At 63.7% G+C, this 18,739-nt stretch carries 14 protein-coding genes; 8 read left to right on the forward strand and 6 right to left on the reverse strand.

Annotated features, from left to right (window positions below):
- Window positions 1–11: 11 nt before the first annotated feature.
- From Q8O35_RS05660 to Q8O35_RS05670, 3 genes are all read right to left on the reverse strand, one after another.
- On the reverse strand, window positions 12–1,067 hold the full coding sequence (locus Q8O35_RS05660; RefSeq protein ID WP_305571532.1) for a hypothetical protein: 1,056 nt from the start codon (window positions 1,065–1,067) through the stop codon (window positions 12–14).
- A 2-nt stretch (window positions 1,068–1,069) separates the two neighbouring features.
- Window positions 1,070–1,309: a hypothetical protein gene (locus tag Q8O35_RS05665; RefSeq protein WP_305571534.1), complete on the reverse strand. Its 240-nt coding sequence runs from the start codon at window positions 1,307–1,309 to the stop codon at window positions 1,070–1,072.
- A gap of 1,372 nt (window positions 1,310–2,681) precedes the next feature.
- The gene (locus tag Q8O35_RS05670; RefSeq protein WP_305571536.1) at window positions 2,682–3,128 is read right to left on the reverse strand and encodes a hypothetical protein; all 447 of its coding nucleotides are present in this window, start codon (window positions 3,126–3,128) and stop codon (window positions 2,682–2,684) included.
- A gap of 551 nt (window positions 3,129–3,679) precedes the next feature.
- Between Q8O35_RS05670 and Q8O35_RS05675 the strand changes: the two genes are divergently transcribed.
- Window positions 3,680–4,597 (forward strand): hypothetical protein, encoded by a 918-nt coding sequence (locus Q8O35_RS05675; protein ID WP_305571538.1) that lies wholly within the window; start codon window positions 3,680–3,682, stop codon window positions 4,595–4,597.
- A 176-nt stretch (window positions 4,598–4,773) separates the two neighbouring features.
- Here the strand turns inward: Q8O35_RS05675 and Q8O35_RS05680 are convergent, their stop codons facing one another.
- Complete coding sequence (locus Q8O35_RS05680) at window positions 4,774–6,489, reverse strand: recombinase family protein (protein ID WP_305571540.1); 1,716 nt, start codon at window positions 6,487–6,489, stop codon at window positions 4,774–4,776.
- 463 nt (window positions 6,490–6,952) lie between these two features.
- Window positions 6,953–8,437, reverse strand: coding sequence for a hypothetical protein (locus tag Q8O35_RS05685; protein WP_305571542.1), 1,485 nt, complete (start codon window positions 8,435–8,437; stop codon window positions 6,953–6,955).
- 221 nt (window positions 8,438–8,658) lie between these two features.
- Here Q8O35_RS05685 and Q8O35_RS05690 point away from each other — a divergent pair, with 221 nt between their 5' ends.
- From Q8O35_RS05690 to Q8O35_RS05720, 7 genes are all read left to right on the forward strand, one after another.
- Window positions 8,659–10,230, forward strand: a complete 1,572-nt coding sequence (locus Q8O35_RS05690) for a sensor histidine kinase (protein ID WP_305571544.1) — start codon at window positions 8,659–8,661, stop codon at window positions 10,228–10,230.
- On the forward strand, window positions 10,215–11,684 hold the full coding sequence (locus Q8O35_RS05695; protein WP_305571546.1) for a sigma-54 dependent transcriptional regulator: 1,470 nt from the start codon (window positions 10,215–10,217) through the stop codon (window positions 11,682–11,684). The genes Q8O35_RS05690 and Q8O35_RS05695 overlap by 16 nt, the downstream gene beginning before the upstream one ends.
- Before the next feature lie 272 nt (window positions 11,685–11,956).
- Entirely contained in the window at window positions 11,957–13,135 is a 1,179-nt protein-coding gene (locus tag Q8O35_RS05700) for an efflux RND transporter periplasmic adaptor subunit (RefSeq protein WP_305571548.1), read from the forward strand.
- Window positions 13,135–14,016 carry an ABC transporter ATP-binding protein gene (locus Q8O35_RS05705; RefSeq protein WP_305571550.1) on the forward strand — a complete coding sequence of 294 codons (882 nt, stop codon included), beginning with the start codon at window positions 13,135–13,137 and terminating at the stop codon, window positions 14,014–14,016. The genes Q8O35_RS05700 and Q8O35_RS05705 overlap by 1 nt, the downstream gene beginning before the upstream one ends.
- Window positions 14,013–15,065, forward strand: coding sequence for an elongator complex protein 3 (locus tag Q8O35_RS05710; protein WP_305571552.1), 1,053 nt, complete (start codon window positions 14,013–14,015; stop codon window positions 15,063–15,065). Before Q8O35_RS05705 ends, Q8O35_RS05710 begins: the two co-directional genes overlap by 4 nt.
- Before the next feature lie 141 nt (window positions 15,066–15,206).
- Entirely contained in the window at window positions 15,207–16,901 is a 1,695-nt protein-coding gene (gene argS / locus Q8O35_RS05715; RefSeq protein ID WP_305571554.1) for an arginine--tRNA ligase, read from the forward strand.
- Between the two features lie 49 nt (window positions 16,902–16,950).
- The gene (locus tag Q8O35_RS05720) at window positions 16,951–17,688 is read left to right on the forward strand and encodes an SPOR domain-containing protein (protein WP_305571556.1); all 738 of its coding nucleotides are present in this window, start codon (window positions 16,951–16,953) and stop codon (window positions 17,686–17,688) included.
- A 133-nt stretch (window positions 17,689–17,821) separates the two neighbouring features.
- On the opposite strand, the gene Q8O35_RS05725 is transcribed toward Q8O35_RS05720, so the two are convergent.
- The gene (locus Q8O35_RS05725; RefSeq protein ID WP_305571558.1) at window positions 17,822–18,616 is read right to left on the reverse strand and encodes an HD-GYP domain-containing protein; all 795 of its coding nucleotides are present in this window, start codon (window positions 18,614–18,616) and stop codon (window positions 17,822–17,824) included.
- Between the last annotated feature and the right edge of the window lie 123 nt (window positions 18,617–18,739).

The raw sequence follows: 18,739 nt of genomic DNA on the forward strand, positions 1-18,739 counted from the left end.
CTACCTTCCCGCTACCGGTGCGGGTTCCACAGGTTGATCCACTGCTCTTCGGACACGTCTTTATCCAGCAGATACGACTTCCTTTCGAAGTGCAGCCGCGTGTCCCAGGGGACGTGGCGCAGATTGAAGTACCGGCCGGTAAGCGGCGGCGTAGTCTGAACGATGTGCCGGTTCACGCGCCGCCATATCCAGGCCTCAAGCTCTTGCGCTTGTTGCCGAGCGTCAAACGCGTAGCGCGCGAAGTGGTAAAAGCTACGCGCCGCGGCGTTGATGCGCCGGAGTTTGTGCTCGGGAGAGGCGTCGGAGGCCAGCGCCGTGCGCACGCTCTCTTTCAGGCGCTGCACGGACACGTCATGCATCCTAGCGTACAGTAAGCCTTTGGCTACGTGCGCTTCCCAAGCGAGAACCTTCGCCGGCTGCTCGCGCAGGTCGGTCCACACCGCGCCGACACCTTCGAACGGCTTCGCCGACATGAGCCAACAGCCGTCTTCGTTCCACATCATGCCCGCACGGTACTCGCGGGCTACGGACAGAGTAGTCTCTGCCAGATGCCGCCAAGCAAGGCTGCCCAGGACGTACCGGGCGAAGCTGGCGCGCAGCGTACCCCCGGCCGCATGGTCAAGCAGACACTGCACGTGGGCGATGAACGCCTCGTCGGTGATTCGTGCCGCCGCCGCACCGGGCGCTATCTGCGTGGTTGTCCAGTCGTAGCCGACATGCCCGAGCCAGCAACGGTGAAAGCGATTCGCTTCGATACGCATCCAGCTTGTGAAGACGCCGGGGCACCACCACGGGCGCCAGTAGCCTTGTGCGCCATTGGCGATGGGCGCGAGCACGAACCAGACAGCGTAGAGCTCACCGAAGACCTCGGCTATCTCAAGCTGCTTCCGGCTGGAGCGCGGCATGTAGCGCTCGACAAGCGCCCCGGCGACATTCTGGAAACTGTCACGCTCGAGGTACCGCATCAGATCGTGATGTCGGCCAGCCAAGGCAAGGGAGCGTTGCGCTCGGCGCACGAGCGCAACGTCCCCCGGCCCGGGCCGCTGGTATTCCTTTATGATGCCCACGGCTACGCGCCGACACCGGTCTCGGTCGCCTGCTTCGCCAACGTCTTGTCGTGAGCGGCAAGCTCCTTTTCCGCACCGTCAAGCTGCGTGTTCAACCAAGACTCGAAGTCCGGCTGGAGAGTGAACACCCAGCTCTTCGCTAGGCAAGCCTTCTTGACCGCTTCATAGCGGGCATGAACCTGCACGGTAATCTTGATGTTGAGCTGCTTGTCGCACTTCGTCGCCTTTTTGATAATGGCCATGTATACCTCCGTATACGGGTTAAAGGTTGCGGAAAGGGGGGCCATCAAATCACGGCTGACTGCTTGAGGGAAATCCGTCAACGTGAAATCCGGGGTTGGTCGAAATTACTTTTTTCACAATCGCGGCCGGCATGCCGCGTCTAGCGCATTCGATGACACGCAATATTCTGAAACATAAAGTGTAAATGGCTTCATCATTGAGGTGGACTGACTTCGAGCCTTTCCTGCCCGCTGCCCTTGCGCATCGCCGGCACCGACGTGGTATGCTGTGCGCAGCCCCGCATTCTACCCCGTCGGCCCTCACACCGACACGGCCCGCAGTGGACGTCACTCACGTGCCGCAAGAAGGGATGCGCAAACCCGTACATGTAGGAGGAAGAGGATCAGGAGACGTGCGCTCCAAAACCAAGGCGCTCGTCTTTGCCATGCCAATCGGAATCGTTAACCCTGCCGTTTTGACCGAGAGCAAACTTCTGGTAGCCAACCAGTAGCCGTCGTCTAGCCAGCGACGGTCTCATCAAGTTTGCTCGCAACCGGAGAGCCGTATGCGACGGAAACGCGCCTGTACGGTTCGGGATCCAGCGGCACAAGCTACTTTTGCGTTAGCAGAAGGTGTGAAGTGTCGTTGAGATCATGGCTATCAACGAGTTGGTGCGCTTGGATACGTTGAATGCTGCAAACCTGGGAAACCCAGGTCACGGGACGACACCTACGCCCTCACGGGCTTGGATCGTGACGTGGAAGGGGCATGGCGGCTGCGCGTGACGAAACCGGCTGGCAACCGGAAATAAGCACGATGCGGCTAGAGCAGCCATGCTAAAGGGCGAAAGCCCGACCCGCACCGCTACGGCGACGAGAGGAACTATCGCTATAAAACTCATGTACTAGCCTTGGAGTACCGCCTCGCTGTGACACCTCGGGGGCCGAAAGAAGCAGATGCCAGGAAGAATGCCCTGGCGGTGAAATCATGAGCACAGATAGCGCCTAAGGCGGTTGATATCGGCATGTGGGGTAAAAGCCCACGGCGGCGTACTGACAAGATACTAGCTGGCTATCAACTGGCTTGGAAAGTGCCGTTTCAATGGAATCGAGGATGTACCCTGTACGCCGATTCGGCGTGCAGGGTACAGAGGTCTCATAGTAACCCCCTGCAAAGGCAACGTCTGCGCCCGACCACGGACAAACAATCCGTGGCAGGTATCGGTTGGCTACCGAGCTGTAAGCGAAGGGCAGACGGGACGAGGAAATGCGTCCGGGCAAAGGAGACTAGGTCGGTCAAGGCAGGATTCCGAATCATGGATCATCAAATGATAAGGGGGCCGCAAGGCCCCCTTTTGCTGTGCCGTCTCGGTACGGCAAGAGTCTCTGTCAGCTAGTCGTCGAAGCTGCTAGATGAGAAGGAATCGTCGAAGCTGCTACTTGAACAACTGTCATCGAAGCTACTCGATGAGAACGAGTCGTCAAAGGTGGATGAGTTGGTGAAGCTGTCGTCATGGTACGTCGGGTCAACGAGCGTACCGTGATAGATATTATCCAGCTCGTACGCATACGTCGGGTCAGTCCATCGGCTCGTATCCGACTCGTAGCCGAAGGATATGGTGCTGTCGTCCGTCGCGCTGTTTGTCGGCCAGTCGTCGTCGCTGAAGAGGAGCGAGCCCTCATGCGTCATGAGGCCGCTGCCGCAGATGACAGCAGCGGTGGCGGTGTCGTCCGGGGCCACGCGAACCGGCGCGTAAGCTAACGCGTCCGACTCCTGCCCACGCTGACGCAGGAGCACGATGGCGATGAGCAGCGCTGTGCAGATGAAGATTCCGTCCATATTTTCTCCTTGGTTTTGTGCGTTTTGGGAATCAATCTATAGCACAAACCGAGAGAAGAGCCCAGGAAAAAGTGATCGACTTCAGGTGTTTAATGAAAATCGTGTACAAGTTGGCTAGCCGTCCAGAACTGGGCGCAAGCGCGTAGGTACTCCGCTGCCTTTCAGCGCTCACAAACCTTGAGGAAGACGACCTCACCCTTTCAAAGCGGGCCGGTACGCCCTCCCTACAACATCTATGACCCGAGCCCCCCACCGGCGGCGAGACATCTTCGACCGTCGCCCCATAGCTGTGCGCTGCACGAGCAAGCGGCGTGGGGCAAGGCGCGGCGTAGCCGCCCCCGAATGGGGTCGCCTTGCCGCACGGCGCGCTCGTGCTAACGTGCGTGTAGCGATGGTCTAGCCGAAGGAATGAAGGAAATTTATTGCCTGGACCGCTGTGGCACGATGCTGAAGTCAAGACTTTGAAATCGTCATTTCGCAAATTTCTGATCTAGATTTTTCAGCGAGAATTCGAGAGATCGTGATCCCTTTCACCAAAACCAGGAGGGATCATGACCACGAGACTCACGCTCACAACACTGGCCCAAGCAATAGTGCTGCCTTGCTTGTCGCGGAGGACCGGCAAGCCGTGCCGTTCCTCCATCACCCGGCAGTTGCTGCTCGCCGAAGCGGCGGGCAACCCCCACTTGGTCGGCTGTTTGGACTCGCAGGGCCGTGTGCACCGCACGACGGTCCGAGACGTGCTCTCCGTGCAACGTCGACTCGTCCTTCACGCGGAAGCGCTGGGCGGCGCGGGCCGCGTCTGGCGCGAACTCGATGCGCTCCCGCCCGCTGCGTTCTCCCTTGACGGCTCCGGCTCACCCTACACCTTCGTTTCACTTGGCAGCAGGGATGCGGTGGAACTCATCGGCGCGTGGCCGTCGCCCAGCGGTGACATCACAGCCATGCTGCGTCCCATTTGTGGCATGCTCATCTCGGCGACGGACTCCGTCATTCCGCCGTTCCGCCAGATAGGCCATTTGTGGCCCCACGGCGATTTCGCGAGGCCAAGCGGCTCGCTCGTGCTGTCGTTTGCCCGCCGCCCCGGCGTGCTCTTCGCAGCAAAGTATCCGCTCGAGTTGGCCGCCAAGGTCATCGTCCGCAACAGAACGGCATGGGGCGAAGCATGGGAGCCCGAAGCACCAACAGACGCGAACCGTCGCTCCGCGGAACTTATGGCTGCGCAGTACAAGCCGCGGCCCCATGTGCCGCTTACGACCGAGCTTCTTCGCGAAGCCGCGCAGACGAAGCCCGTCGAAGACTTGGGCGAATGGTGGCACGACTGCGCCATCTGGCATCCCGCCGGATCGCCTCGCTGGCGCAATGGTCACAACCGCTCTGGAGTCTTGGTTTCGAACGACGACCCCGGCCTCCGGCACCTTTTCGTGACCAAGGACTGCGGGAACTCCGCGTCGCTGACGGTGCGATAGCAGGGAAATTGTGACGACCCGGACGGGGCGTTGCGAAGTGTTGCCGCCGGGCTTGTTGTCCGGCGGCTTACGTTTGGGAGCCTGACAATGCAAGGAAGCAAGGAATGGGGGCAAGAAAGAAGGAAGCGAAGGCAAAGGACGGGACAAGGAAATGGAGAAGGAAAGGAGGCTAGTGGCTACTTTGCCTCCTCGTCATCTTCGGTTCCAAGCTGCATGACGGCGCGGCCTGCGTAGCTTCGGGCAGTCAGGGTGCCCTTGGCGCCGATGCGCTTGCTCTTTTCGATGCGCGTCCATTCGCGCTTCACAAGCTCGTAGACGGTGCCAGCGCGTGTCTTGATGCGGATCATGTGATCCTCGTGGAACGCGACATCCTCGATGACAGCGCGCATCTGATCCGCGATGCGCACCCGGCGGGAGTAGACGGCCTCTTCAGACATGTCGATGCCTTCTGGCATCTTCTCGCCGTAGGCTTCCTCCACGAGGCGGAACAGACCCGCAGATTGGGCGGCCTCGCGAGCTTCAGCCGCGCCGGCGCGCGCCGTAGCAAGCTGCTCCTCCAGTTCTGTGCGCCGCTTGCGGTTCTTCGCTAGCGCCTGAATGAGTTCGGGCATGTCCCCGAGGTCGTCGTTCTCCAGCGTCTCGATCATGCGGCCAATGGTGGCCTTTACCCGGATGAGTTGCGCGTCCAGCTCCTTCACACGCTCCTGATTCTGCTTCTGCCGCTCGACGTGCATACCGGCGGCCTCGATGATGTCGATATCGGACAGGACGCCGGACAGGATGAAGTTTTCCATATGCAAGTAGCTGTAGTACTGTTTGTTCTTGCACCCGCTTTTCTTGAGAGAGCTTGAACATGCCAGATAGAGCGCCCAAGGCCGCAGACCACTTTTCCTCGTGACATCTTTTGTATGGTTAAGGTAGCGCATCCGCGCGCCGCATACATCGCAGCGGGTCATGCCTTGGAAAAGATTCGCGTATTTTTTGCCCTTCCTCCCGGCGTGGTTCTCACGCCGAAGCCGGGTTTTATCCTGGATCAACTCGAATGTGTCCCTATCGATTATAGCCGGGTAGTAGCCTTCGATGGTCTCGATGATTTTCCTGCCGCCCGCTGTGGTCACTTCTGGCAGGTATTCGCCGATGACAGCCCGGTTATGAAGCAACTTGAAGATGTAGCTTTGGTGCCAGACGGGCTTGCGTTTGTTCCAAGCCTGCACGCCATTCTCCGTCAGCAGGTCGGCGATCTTGCCCTGCCCCTTGCCCTCCGAGTACCAGGCGAATATCCGTTTGACGATCTCGACGCGCTCTGGGATCAGTTTGAACTTGCCGTTTTTGACTTTCATCCAGTGAGGACATTGTTTGGTGACAGGGATTCCCTTCTTGGCTTTCTCCCGCTTTGTCTTCCAATTTTCGAGGGATCGCACGGACTTCATGGCGCTCTCTTTGTTTGAGCGCGCCATGTCGTTGAGCAGTTGCAGGAAATCATCGAAGTTGATTTCGCTGAAGATTTTGTCCTCGGAGATGATGCCGAGCAAAAGGCCGTAGTCGAAAATGTTGAGTAAAAGCCGTATGGAGGGTTGAAGTTCGTCTCGCGACAGGCGGTCCACCGACTCGACAATCAGGAGCGTTCCCTTCTCGAGTGTACCTTTTTGCGCTATCTTGAGGAACTCGGCCAATTCGCCATGTAAGGCATTCGAACTGCGGAACGCGGACTTGCCGATGTCTTGCAGGTAGTCGACGATCTCGTACCCGTGCCGGGTCGAGAACTCCTGCGCTGTATCGCGCTGTCGGCGCTCGCCGTCGCCGGCGGCTTGCGCTTGCGAGGAGAGGCGGATGTAAGCATACGCCTTGGCCATGGGCCGAGGGACCGGAGCGGTCGCGGTGGGTTTCTTCATGCTTCCAATTATAGCGACCCGGGCGAAAGGCAGCCAGGAAATTTTTTAGGGTGCCAGAGTAAAACTGAAAGAGGCAAGGCTAGTCATGCCAGACCGTTGTGAACATGGCAGGATATCATTTTAATACATCCACAGTGCCCGCCAGAGGGCATGCGCCCTCTGGACTCCGCAGGCTCGCCGGGCGCAACGCCCGGCGAGGGCGCTGCCCAAGGGGGCGGGCAGGGCTGTCGTGGGCGGCTTTGCGGACTCCCCGTCAATCTCCGACTCGGCTTTGCGGCGCGTAGCACCGCAAAGCCGAGTCGGGCTGATTGAGGGGAAGCGCCCGGTTTTGGAGTGTTGGAGAGGGGCGGGAGAAGGCGCGGGAAACACCCCCATCCCGACACCTTTGCAAGCGAAAGGGCTTGGGTCGAGCGAAGCTCGTCCCAAGCCCTTTCGCTTGCCCTGAGGGGGGCCCGGGGGGGAATCATTCCCCCCCGGAAAAAAATCCTTCCCGTTCTCCTCTCCCTCCTCTTTCATTGACGGCCTTAGCTTGGCGCATCCTCGCTGGTCCTTGAGGCGTCAGCAGCCGTAGCCCTTCGCCAGCGCCCACCAGCAGGTACTGCGCGGCTTCGCAGACGTGGGAGAAGCGGTTTTTTTCGGGCGCGTCGGTGTAGCGGTCCTCGCCGCTGACGAGCAGCCTGCGGTAGCGCCAGGCCCCGGCCATGCCGCGAATGAGCGTGCGGCAGCGGGGCGAGAGCATGAGCCCCGGCGCGCCGTCGATGTTGCGGCTAAGGGCGGCGGCCATGGCTTCGCGCCGCAGCAGCGGGTCGTTGGTGGTTGTTGGCCGGGCGTGCAGGCCCTTTGCGCGCAGGATGTCGTAGGGCGTACGTTCGTCGGTTTGGGCGCGGGCCATGCCTGCCGGGTCGCCCCAGATGACCGGGGTGAGTTGTGCGTAGCGTTCGTGCAGCAGGTCGTTGAGCAGAGCGGCGAAGCGCACCATGCCCATATTTTGGGACACGAGCTCGTCGAGGAATAGCCACCGGCCATCAGGCAGGCGCTGGGCCAGCGCGGCGGCCGGGGTCAGGCCGAAGTCCAGCCCCACAAAGAGCGGCAGTCCGTCAACGGCGTCGAGGGGAGCCTGGGCGACGTGCCGGGCCTCGTCGAACTCCGGGTACACGGGCATGCCGTCCTGCACGAACCCGTATTTGCCGCAATAGTAGACACGCACGTGGCGCGGGTTTTTACCGGCCATGCGCCGCAGATAGAAATCCTTGGGCAGGTGGGGCAGGTTTTCGGCCTGGGGGTTGGGGTGGAAGGCACCGTCGATTTCCTGGAGCCCGCCAGGCTGGCGGAAGAAGTCCCAGCCCTCTGGCTTCTGTTCCTCGGCCAGGCGGTGCCACCAGTGGTCGGCATCGGGCGGGTTGGTGTCCATGATGACCCCGGCCCAGGAGCAGCCGCCCTCCCGCGCGGAGGGGAAGCGCTCCACGCGGTCGCCTAGGGCCTCGATGAGCGAGAGCGGCAGCTCGCGCGCCTCGTTGACCCAGGCTCCGGTGAGCTCCAGCGACAGCAGCTTCTTCAGGTCCTGCGGCTTGTCCAGGGCGCGGAACAGGAACTCGGCCTCTATGCTTGTTCCATCGTCCAGCGGCAGGTGCAGGTGGTGGGTCATTTCGGTGCGTGCAAAGGGGCCGAAGTCGTCCTCAGGGAACCAGGACAGCCAGGTCTTGAGAGTGGTGTCCTTGAGTTCGCGGTAGGTGTTGCGCACCACGGCAAAACGTGTGCGGCGCAGGCCGGTCGCGTCCGGGGCCTGGGCCTTGGCCTTGGCCATGAGCTCAATGGAGCAGGCCGAGGACTTGCCGGAGCCCACCGGGCCCATGAGGCCCCGGTACAGGGCGCGCGAGGCCATGAACCGGGCCACGGTCGGCGGCGGGGAGTAGTGGACGCGGAGGAGGTCGGGCTTTGTTTCGTTCATGGTCTGGCAGTGTAGCACGGCCTGCCCGGTGCGGACAAAAAACGCCATGATATGGCCGGTAAAAAGACAAAATAAGCCTGTTGACACCGTTGTTGTCCAGGGTGGTGGAAACTTGTTCGCGCCGGCTCGGCAACAGGCAAAGGGGCGCAGGGGCACGCGGCGCGCCGCGGCTGACAAGCGTGCCCGCATGCGTTATGCTGTTGAGGGTAAGGAGGCCACGCATGAGCACGGCGCTGAAACGATTGGCCATGAGCGTGCAGCCCTCGCTGCGCGGACGGGTGTTCGCGCTTCTGGCGGGGCTTACCATCTGCGCTTGCGCCGGGGCTACGGCCACGTACTGGCTGGCCCAGCACTACCTCGACGCCACAGACATTTTGCGCCAGGTGAACCTGAGCCAGCAGGTGGGGGCCTTGTCCCTGTCGGAGCAGCTTTACGGCCTGGAGGCTGACGCCCTGGCCGCCCGTATGGACCCGCAGCGCGCCAAGGATTTCAAGGACCGCAAGGCGTCGATCGCCATGTCGCTCCTGCAGGTGCGCGCCAGCGAGCCCCTTGAGGCCGGGCGCGAAATCGTCGACCGGGTCGACCAGGAGTATGAACTTCAGGCCAAGGCGCTGCAAGCTCTGGCGGACAGCCTGCCCGGCGAGGGCGCGCCCATGGCGGCCATGGCGGCCAAGCACCGCCAAGCCGCGCAGGAGGCCTCGCGCGAGCTGTTCAACCTGCACACCCGCGACGCGGACTTGGGCGTTTCGGCCATGCGCTCCCTGGCGCGAACGGCCACCACGGCTTCGCTGTTCGTCATTCCGGCGGGCGCGGTGCTGGGCTTGTTGCTGGGCTGGGTGCTATTGCGCCAAGTTTTGGGGCCGATCCGGCGGCTGGCCCTGGGCGCGGCACTGGACTCCAGTCAGGCGGCGGTCCTGGCCGTGCACGGATACGGCGGACCAGCGTTTGGGACGGACCAGGAGGGCCAGCCCATTGGCCAGCCCTCAGGACAGTCGGACGAGGTGCGGGCTGTGGGCGTGCTGGTGGCGAGCCTTTTGCGCGACGTGGACGAAACCCAAGCCCTGCTTAAGGCCTCGCGCGAGCACCTCATCCAGGCGGAAAAGCTGGCCCTTGTGGGCAAGCTGGCCGCAGGCGTGGCCCACAGCGTGCGCAATCCCCTCACCAGCGTGAAGATGCGCCTGTTCTCCCTTGAGCGCGGCCTGGACCTTTCGCCCGGCCAACGCGAGGACTTTGAAGTCATCAGCGAGGAGATCCGCCACCTGGACACCATCGTGAGGAACTTCCTCGAATTTTCCCGCCCGCCCAAGCCAAAGATGCAGTACGTGAGCCCGTCCGACGTGGTGGACATGACCCTGGTGCTTTTGAAACACAGGTTGGAGACTTACGGCGTGGACGTGCGCATTGGGCGCGAGCAGCCCCTGCCCCCGGTGAACGTTGACCCTGAGCAGTTGAAGGAAGTGCTGGTGAACCTCATTCTCAATGCGTGCGACGCCATGGGCGAGAATGGCCGCTTGGAAATATCCGAAGAGACCGGGTTCATGGGTCCGGTGGGCCGCGTGGCCATCATCCAGCTCACGGACTCCGGGCCGGGCATTCCCCCGGACGTGGCCGAGAACGTGTTTCAGCCCTTTTTCAGCACCAAGGAGGAGGGCACTGGCCTGGGCCTGGCCATCGCCAAGCGCATCATGGAGGAGCACGGCGGCTACATCCACCTGAAACCGTCGGACCGGGGCCAAGGCGCCTGCTTTATCCTGGTCCTGCCCATCCAGGAGAGGGTATGGCTCAGATCCTGATTGTGGACGACGACGCCCAGCTGCGCCAGAGCTTCGGCAAGATCCTGGAGGGCGAGGGCTTCGAGATCCGCGCTGCAAGCTCGGGCGAGGCCGGGGTGGCCGAGGTCAAGGCCGCGGCCCCGGACCTTGTGATCATGGACGTGCGCATGCCCGGCATCACAGGCATTCAGGCCATGCAGCAGATGCGTGCCGTCTGCCAGGGGCTGCCCGTCATCATCATGACCGCCTACGGCGGCACCGAGACGGCCATCGAGGCCACCAAGCTCGGGGCCTTCGACTACATTTTGAAGCCCTTCGACATTCCGGACATCCTGCGGCTCATCGGCCAGGCCCTCACCGCCGGGCGGCTGGCGCGGGCGCGGGTGTCCATCGCGCCCGAGGACAGCCACGACGCGGCCACCCAGGGCGACGCCCTGGTGGGCCAGAGCCGCGCCATGCAGGAGGTCTTCAAGGCCATTGGCCGCGCTGCGCCCACCGAGGCCCTGGTGCTCATCCGGGGCGAGTCGGGCACGGGCAAGGAGCTGGTGGCCCGCGCCCTCTGGCAGCACAGCTCTAGGGCCGACAAGCCCTTCGTGGTCATCAACTGCGTGGCCATTCCAGAGACGCTGCTGGAGAGCGAGCTCTTCGGCTATGAGAAGGGCGCCTTCACCGGAGCGGGTTCCAGGCGCGTTGGCAAGATTGAGCAGGCCCAGCGCGGCACCGTGTTTCTCGACGAGATCGGCGACATGCCCATGAACGTGCAGGCCAAGATCCTGCGCCTGTTGCAGGAGAAGCAGATCGAGCGCCTGGGCGGGCGCGAGACCATCCCGGTGGATGTGCGCATTCTGGCGGCCACAAACCGCGATCTTGAAGCTGCGGTGGCTGACGGACGCCTGCGCGAGGACCTCTACTACCGCCTCAAGGTCGTCACGGTGACTCTGCCCCCCCTGCGCGAGCGCGAAGGGGACGTGCCCCGCTTGGCAAACCACTTCCTGGCGCGGCTGGCGCGGGAAATGGACATGCAGAGCCCGGGGCTGACGCCCGAGGCCTTGGACCTGCTTTCCGCCCATCCCTGGCCGGGCAACGTGCGCGAATTGGGCAACGCGTTGCAGAAGGCGCTGATCTTTTCCCGCGGGTGTCCCATCGGGCCCGAGGAGATGCGCCAAGCCATCGGAGTCGGCGGCTCCGGGGTCCATGGCGGCCACGTTGGAGGGCAGCGCAACCAGCAGGAGCAGGCCCCGGCGGCCGGGGACGACCCCTTGCGCGCCTTCATCCGCCGCGCGCTCATGGATCATGCGGGCAACGCGGCCTTTGAGCATGTGCTGGACGCGGTGGCCAAGAGCACCATCGCCGAGGCCCTGGAGATAACCGGAGGCAACCGCACGCGCGCGGCCAAGCTGCTGGGCCTCTCGCGGCCCACGCTCATCGCCAAGATCGAGAAGTACGGCCTCAAGCTCATCACCCAGGTGCAGTAAGCTGGCTCCGGGTTGGGCGCATGGGATTGCTGCGCCGGAAACGCCGCCTGGCCGCGTAAACTAAGCCTGAGCCGTAAGCTGCGGCGGATGTTGCGCCGATATGCCCAGTGGGGCCAGCCAGACTGGCCGCACCAGCGCGACCCAGGCGGTCCCCTTTGGGCAGCCGAAGGCGTTGCGCGTAAAGGGTTTTGCACGTATTCAACCATCGCGTCGGCGCGCTTGCCCAAGGGACTTCCTTGGCTGCGCGGACGCATGAGGCGCAAATACACACCATGACGCGGAAGAAACTCCTGTTTTATGCCCTGGGCGCCCTGCTGCTGGCTGGCGGAGGCTATTATTTCGTCCAAAAGAGCCGGGCCGCCGCAGAGACCAAGGTGCTGGCCACGGCGCAGGTGCAGAAGGACACGGTGAGCCGCGTGCTTGAGGCCACGGGCATCATCAAGGCCCAGGTGGGCGCCAGCGTGAAGATCGGGGCGCGGGCCACGGGCACCATTTCCCGCGTGTACGTCCGCGTGGGCGATGCGGTGAAAAAAGGCCAGGTGGTGGCTGAGATCGACGCCCGCGAGCTTCTCGCCCAGCGCGAGGAGGCCGAGGCGCGGGTCAAGCTGGCTGAGGCCAAGGCTCAGTTCGCGGGCCTCACCCTGCCCCGGTACGAGACCCTGACCAAGCAGGGTCTGCAAGCTCAGAGCGTGCTGGACGAGGCCGTGCAGAACCACAAGGTGGCCAAGGCCGAGGGCGGAGCGGCCCGGGCCGTGCTGGCGACCCTCGACGTGCGCATTTCCTACACCAAGATCGTCAGCCCCATCGACGGCGTGGTCTCCCAGGTGACGGCCCAGGAGGGCGAAACCATCGTGGCCGGCCTGCAGGTGGCGAACCTCGTCACAGTGCTCGACCCCACGCGGCTTGAGATGTGGATCTACGTGGACGAGACCGACGTGGGCCGCGTGCGGCCGGGCCTGCCCGTGGAGTTCCGCGTGGACTCCCAGCCGGACAAGACTTTCAGCGGGCTGGTTGACCGCGTGTACCCGGACCCGGAGATCCGCGACAACATCGTGTACTACAAGGCGCTTGTCACCGTGGACCGCGACCAGGCCCTTTCCCTGCGGCCAGAAATGACCACCCAGTGCCGCATCGTGGTGGACACGCGCAAGGACGTGCTCTCAGTGCCCAATCAGGCCCTTAAGTGGGTGGCGGGCAAGCAGACCGTGTTCGTGGTGGACAAGTCGCAGCCGGACGGCGTGCGCCGCGTGGAGCCCAAGCTCGGTCTGCCGGGCCTGGAGCGCAGCGAGGTGCTGGAAGGCCTTGCCGAGGGCGACGAGGTGGCCACGCAGATAGTGCTGGCTGGGCAGCAAAAGCCTGCCGAGGCCAAGAAGGGTGAGGAAAAGCCCGCCGTGAAGCCTGCCGGGAGTAACGGCTCTGGCGGCTCGGGCGGCGGCAAGAAGGGCGGCTGATGACCTCGGCTTTGCAGCAAGGACTTCCGCTGGGCGAGCCCGTGGTGGAGCTGACCGGCATCCGCAAGGTCTTCCGCCAGGTGCTGGCCCCGAACCAGGGGCCGGGCATGCTGGCCCGGCTGTTCCGGCGCGGCGCAAAGGCCGATGCGGTCAAGGGCGTTCCGCAGGCGGCCCAGGCAGAAGGGGGTTCACACGGGGGTGGCAATGGCGCGGGGGATCACGGCGTAGACGGCGGCGTTGAAGTCCTTTCCGGCATCGACCTGACCATCCGCGCGGGGGAGTTCGTGGCCCTGCAGGGCACGTCCGGCTCCGGCAAGAGCACCCTGCTGCATCTCATGGGGCTCCTTGATTCGCCCACCAGCGGCGCCTACCGGCTGCTGGGGCGTGATGTCTCCGGCTTGCCGGACGACGAGCTTTCGCGCCTGCGCAACACGGTGCTGGGCTTCGTGTTCCAAAGCTTCTACCTGGTGCCCTACGCCACGGCCCTTGAGAACGTCATGCTGCCGGGCATGTATTCCGATCTTTCCCAGGCCGAGCTGCGCTCACGCGGGCTTGAGCTTTTGGGCAGAGTGGGCTTGGCCGACCGCGTGAATTTCAAGCCCGCCAACCTTTCCGGCGGACAGCAGCAGCGCGTGGCCATGGCCCGCGCTCTGCTGAACAAACCCCGGCTCATCCTGGCCGACGAGCCCACGGGCCAGCTGGACAGCGCCACCAGCGCGGAGATCATGCGCCTGTTCGCCCAGGTGAACCAGACAGGCACCAGCATCGTGCTGGTGACCCATGACGAGGCCGTGGCCGCGCAAGCAGGCCGCATCATCAAGATCGCCGACGGGCGGCTGGTTTCCGACACCTCGTCCGGTGCGGCCTCTCCTGCCGTATGAGCCGTTCCGTGACTCTCTCGCCCCCTCTGGGGCGCATCCTCCTGCGTTTTCCGCACCCGGAGCCGCCAAAGGTTCTGCGATTCCCCGTGCTGCCGGTGTTTCTGCCCTTTGCCGGGTGCCCGCGGCGCTGCATCTTCTGCGACCAGGCAGCGCAGACAGGCCAGGCCCAGGAACCCCTCGAAGCCATCTTCGCCCGGCTGGAGACCCAGCTTGAGGAGACTGCGGACGCACATCCCCAGGAGATAGCCTTTTACGGCGGCACCTTCACCGCCCTGCCGGAGCCCTGGCCCCGGCGATTCATCGAGCTGGCCGGGCGTTTTCTGGACTCGGGGCGAATAAGCCGCGTGCGCTGCTCAACCAGGCCGGACGCGGTGGATGCGATCCAACTGGCGGAGCTGAAAAGCCTGGGCCTGTCCCTGGTGGAGCTGGGCGTGCAGAGCTTTGACGACGCGGCGCTTTCGGCCAGCCTGCGCGGGTACAACGGCGCCACGGCGCGCCTGGGCTGCGAAACCGTGCTCGCGGCAGGCCTTGATCTGGGCATCCAGCTCATGCCCGGCCTGCCCGGCCAAACGCCGGATATGTTCCAGGCTGATGTTGCCTGCGCAGCAAGCCTGCGGCCCCAACTGGCGCGCCTGTATCCCTGCCTGGTGCTCGAGGGCACGCCCCTGGCCGAGCTTTGGCGCGCCGGAAGCTTCGAGCCCTGGTCTCTTGATGCTGCGGTGGCTGCACTGGCCCCGGCTCTGCTCACGCTATGGTCTGCCGGGGTGCCCCTGGCGCGCCTTGGCCTTGTGGAGCAGGAGGGGCTGGCCGTGCTGGCCGGGCCCAGGCATCCGGCTTTGGGACAGCTCGTTCGCAGCCGCGCCCTGCTTGATTTCATCCGCAGCAGACTGCCGGAGCTGCCGGAATCCGCCCAGGTGCTGAGCATCCCGCGGCGGTTGCAGGGCGAGGCCCTGGGGCAGAAGAACGTTCTGGAGCGCGAGTACAACGCCTTGGGCCTGGCCGTGCGCCTGTGGGACGAGCCCGACCTGGCCTTACGCGCGGCGGGCTGAGCGCAGCGCGAACAATCCCGCCTGCCGGGGCAGGAGATCGCCGTCGGCGTAGCTGCTGCCCAGCGGGAGCTGCGGCCCTGCGGGGCTTTGCTCCTGGCGGGAAATCTGGTAGGCAGATGCAGTTTTTTTGAAGGGGAACCCATGAAAGCCAAGCAATATTTTGAGGATGCCCTGCGGGCCGCACTGACCCGCCTGGACCTGTCCTGGCCTGAAAAGACGCTCATCGAGCCGCCACGCGAACGCAAATTCGGCGACTACTCCGCCAACGTGGCCATGCTGCTGGCCGGTGCGGCCAAGCAGAAGCCCCGCGATCTTGCCGAGGCCCTGGCGGCGGATCTGCGCGGCCAGTCCTCGCACTTCGAGCGCATTGAGGTGGCCGGCCCTGGCTTTCTCAACGTCACCTTTGCCCAGAGCTTCTGGCACACCATTTTGGACGACGTGAGCGTTGCGGGCGCGTCCTATGGCGCGTCCAGTCCGGGGCGCGGGCAAAAGGTCCAGGTGGAGTATGTTTCCGCCAATCCAACGGGCCCGCTGCATATCGGCCATGGGCGGGGCGCGGCCCTGGGCGACAGTCTGGCGCGCCTGCTGCGCAAGACCGGGCACGAGGTTTCCTGCGAGTACTACATCAACGACGCGGGCAGGCAGATGCGCATCCTGGGCGATTCCGTGTGGTTGCGCCTGCGCCAGCTTGCCGGGCAGGAAATTCCCGATCTAGAGGATTTCTATCGAGGCGATTACATCAAGGATATCGCGGGGCGTGTTCACACACAATATCCAGACATTCTCAGCATGCCGGAATCACAGGCAATCGACCTTTGTTTCACCGAGGCTGTGGACGAGATCCTTGCGGGCATCAAGAAGGACCTGACGGACTTTCGTGTGGGCCATGACGTGTGGTTTTCCGAGAAAAGCCTGGTGGACGCCGGGCGCATCAAGGAAACCTTCGACGATTTGACCGCGCGCGGGCTGGCCTTCGAGCAGGACGGGGCCCTGTGGTTCAAGACCACGGAATTCGGCGACGACAAGGACCGCGTGCTGCGCAAGTCTTCGGGGGAGCTCACGTACTTCGCCTCGGACATCGCCTACCACCACGACAAGTTCAAGCGCGGCTTTGACCGCGTCATCGACATCTGGGGCGCGGACCACCACGGCTATGTGCCGCGCATGCAGGGCGCGGTGACGGCGCTGGGCCGCCAAGGCGCGCTCACCGTGATCCTGGTGCAGTTGGTGAGCCTCTTGAAGGATGGCGAGCAGGTGGCCATGAGCACACGCGCTGGCAAGTTCGAGACCCTCTCCGACGTGGTTTCTTACGTCGGGGCCGATGCCGCGCGCTTCCTGTTCCTTTCACGCAAGAGTGATTCGCCCCTGGAGTTCGACCTGGAGCTGGTGCGCCGCAAGAGCATGGACAATCCTGTTTACTACGTGCAGTACGCCCACGCCCGGGTGCACTCCATGCTGGCCAAGGCGCGCGATGCGGGCATTCTCCCCGCTGCGCCGGGGTCGGCTGGCTGTGAGCATCTGAACACCCCGGAAGATCTGGAGCTGTGCCGTCTCATGGAGCGCTTCCCAGACATCGTGGCCGCAGCGGCGGAGACTCTGGCCCCGCATATGGTGAGCAACTACCTGTCTGAGCTTGCCGCAGCTTTACATAAATATTATTCGCAGCATCACGTGCTTTCCGCCGGGCCGGATGTGGCCTCGGCCCGCCTGCTGCTCCTGTCCTGCGTGGCCGTCACCCTGGCGGCCGGGCTGGAGCTCTTGGGCGTCAGCGCGCCGGAGCGCATGGACCAGGTGAGCGAGGACGCGGCGTTGGCCTCTTCCCCCGCGCAGGGTTGAATATGGGCCTGATTGCAGACGCAGCAGAACTTTCAAGGAGTCCCGGCAGATGAATGCGCCCATCAGGTTAAAAGACCCCAATAGCGCCAGCAGGCAGTACAGCTTTACCCTGGGATTTGGCGGCATGGCTGTGCTCATCACAGGCCTCACCTTGTCGCTTTGTCTGTTCTTTGTGCTTGGGGTGCTGGTTGGCCGCGGCCACAGGCCGGAAACCGCAGTGCCTGTGGTGGCGGGCATAATGCCCAGGGAGAGCCTGAACCGAGCCGCCCCGCCGCCGGAAGTGCTCAAGGCAGAGGAGCTGGGCTATAGTGAGCAGCTAGGCAAGAAGCACGAGGGGCCGTCCCCGACCCGCCCCATCGATTCGGACCACAAGGCCGTCCCGGCGAAAAAGGACGAAAAGAAAGACCCCAAGCCCAGCGACAAGCCCGCAGAGAAGAAGGACGCCAAGGCGGGCGACAAGGCTGCGGCGAAGCTCGCTGACAAGAAGGTTGCCAAGCTCGAGGAGAAGAAGCCCGAGCAGAAGCCCGACCCTGACACCCAGCGCTACGACTACGCCTACCAGGCGGCAACCTTCCCTGACGCCGAAGCCGCCAAGACGTATCTCAAGCGGGTGAAGAGCCTTGGGCTCAAGGGCGACATTGAGACCGGCGCTGCTGATGGCAAGGCCTGGCACCGCGTGGTGGTTTTTTTCCAGGGAACGCCCACAGACACCCGCGCTCTCAAGGAAAAGCTCGCAGGCATCGGAGCCCAGAAGCTGGTCATGCGTTCAAAAACGCCGGTGAACTAGCCCCCCCCACCAGACGCGGCTTGAGGCGGCCCGGATGTTCATCGTCCGGGCCGCCTCTGCGTTGGGAGGGGGAGTGTGGGCGGAAGGAGTGGAGGTGTGGGCGGAAAATTATGGCCCTCTGGCTGGCTCCCGGCTAGGTGCGAGTGGCCGGGCCCATGCACACTGCGGGGCAGGGGATGCCGTTTGTCGCAGCCAGTTGGCAGGGCTCGATTGTTGCGCTCTTCAGCAGGCTTTCCAGCGGCCCGCGAAGGGCCAGCAGGTCGCGCACCACGCAAGGGTCGAAATGTGTGCCCGCGCCGCGCTCGACTTCCTCAATGGCCTCCTCCACGGTCAGGCTCTTGCGGTAGGGCCGCTCCTCGGTCATTGCGGAGAGCGCGTCGGCCACGGCCAGGATGCGCGCGCCCAGAGGAATGTCCTTGCCGCGCAGGCCGTAAGGGTACCCTGACCCGTTCCAGCGCTCATGGTGCGCAAGAACCATCTCGCATACGCCGGGCCTGCCGCAGAAGACCTTCACCGGGCGCAAAATTTCCGCGCCCATTTGGGGGTGGCGGCGCATTATCTCCCATTCGGCAGGAGTGAGCGGACCGGGCTTCAACAGTATGGAGTCCGGAATGCCGATCTTGCCCACGTCATGCAGGTGCCCGGCCATGTGCACCAGGTCCGTCTGGCGCGGCGTGAGGCCATGGGCTTGGGCCAGCAGGCTTGCGAGGTCCGCGACCACTGCGGAGTGCTGGAACAGTCTCCTGTCCCGTGCGTCAACGGCCCGGCCCAGACTCTCGGCCATTTCGTGGGCGGTGTTCGTGGCGCAGGCTCCCAGCCCTCCGCACGCTCCGGAGCAGCCGCAGCCCCCAGGCTTCGCCGTTATTTTCGAAAGGTGCGGGTCCGCGCTGGCGGATAGTCCGCATGCCCCTGGGTTTTCCGTATACATTGACACTCTCCTTTGCCGCCTATGGGATCGTTCTGGCGCGCAGTCGTTGAATGCACTGATTGAAATTGAATGTCAACATCAAAGTGGCGGCGGTTTCATTCGCTTGCCGTCTGGCGAGTCGTG

Origin of the sequence: Humidesulfovibrio sp., from assembly GCF_030689645.1 — a bacterium.
GTDB lineage: Bacteria > Desulfobacterota > Desulfovibrionia > Desulfovibrionales > Desulfovibrionaceae > Humidesulfovibrio.

Coding starts and splice junctions, on each gene's coding strand:
- Q8O35_RS05665 (WP_305571534.1), bottom strand. CDS start 1,309: ATGGCCATTATCAAAAAGGCGACGAAGTGCGACAAGCAGCTCAACATC.
- Q8O35_RS05670 (WP_305571536.1), bottom strand. CDS start 3,128: ATGGACGGAATCTTCATCTGCACAGCGCTGCTCATCGCCATCGTGCTC.
- Q8O35_RS05675 (WP_305571538.1), top strand. CDS start 3,680: ATGACCACGAGACTCACGCTCACAACACTGGCCCAAGCAATAGTGCTG.
- Q8O35_RS05680 (WP_305571540.1), bottom strand. CDS start 6,489: ATGAAGAAACCCACCGCGACCGCTCCGGTCCCTCGGCCCATGGCCAAG.
- Q8O35_RS05685 (WP_305571542.1), bottom strand. CDS start 8,437: ATGAACGAAACAAAGCCCGACCTCCTCCGCGTCCACTACTCCCCGCCG.
- Q8O35_RS05690 (WP_305571544.1), top strand. CDS start 8,659: ATGAGCACGGCGCTGAAACGATTGGCCATGAGCGTGCAGCCCTCGCTG.
- Q8O35_RS05695 (WP_305571546.1), top strand. CDS start 10,215: ATGGCTCAGATCCTGATTGTGGACGACGACGCCCAGCTGCGCCAGAGC.
- Q8O35_RS05700 (WP_305571548.1), top strand. CDS start 11,957: ATGACGCGGAAGAAACTCCTGTTTTATGCCCTGGGCGCCCTGCTGCTG.
- Q8O35_RS05705 (WP_305571550.1), top strand. CDS start 13,135: ATGACCTCGGCTTTGCAGCAAGGACTTCCGCTGGGCGAGCCCGTGGTG.
- Q8O35_RS05710 (WP_305571552.1), top strand. CDS start 14,013: ATGAGCCGTTCCGTGACTCTCTCGCCCCCTCTGGGGCGCATCCTCCTG.
- argS (WP_305571554.1), top strand. CDS start 15,207: ATGAAAGCCAAGCAATATTTTGAGGATGCCCTGCGGGCCGCACTGACC.
- Q8O35_RS05720 (WP_305571556.1), top strand. CDS start 16,951: ATGAATGCGCCCATCAGGTTAAAAGACCCCAATAGCGCCAGCAGGCAG.
- Q8O35_RS05725 (WP_305571558.1), bottom strand. CDS start 18,616: ATGTATACGGAAAACCCAGGGGCATGCGGACTATCCGCCAGCGCGGAC.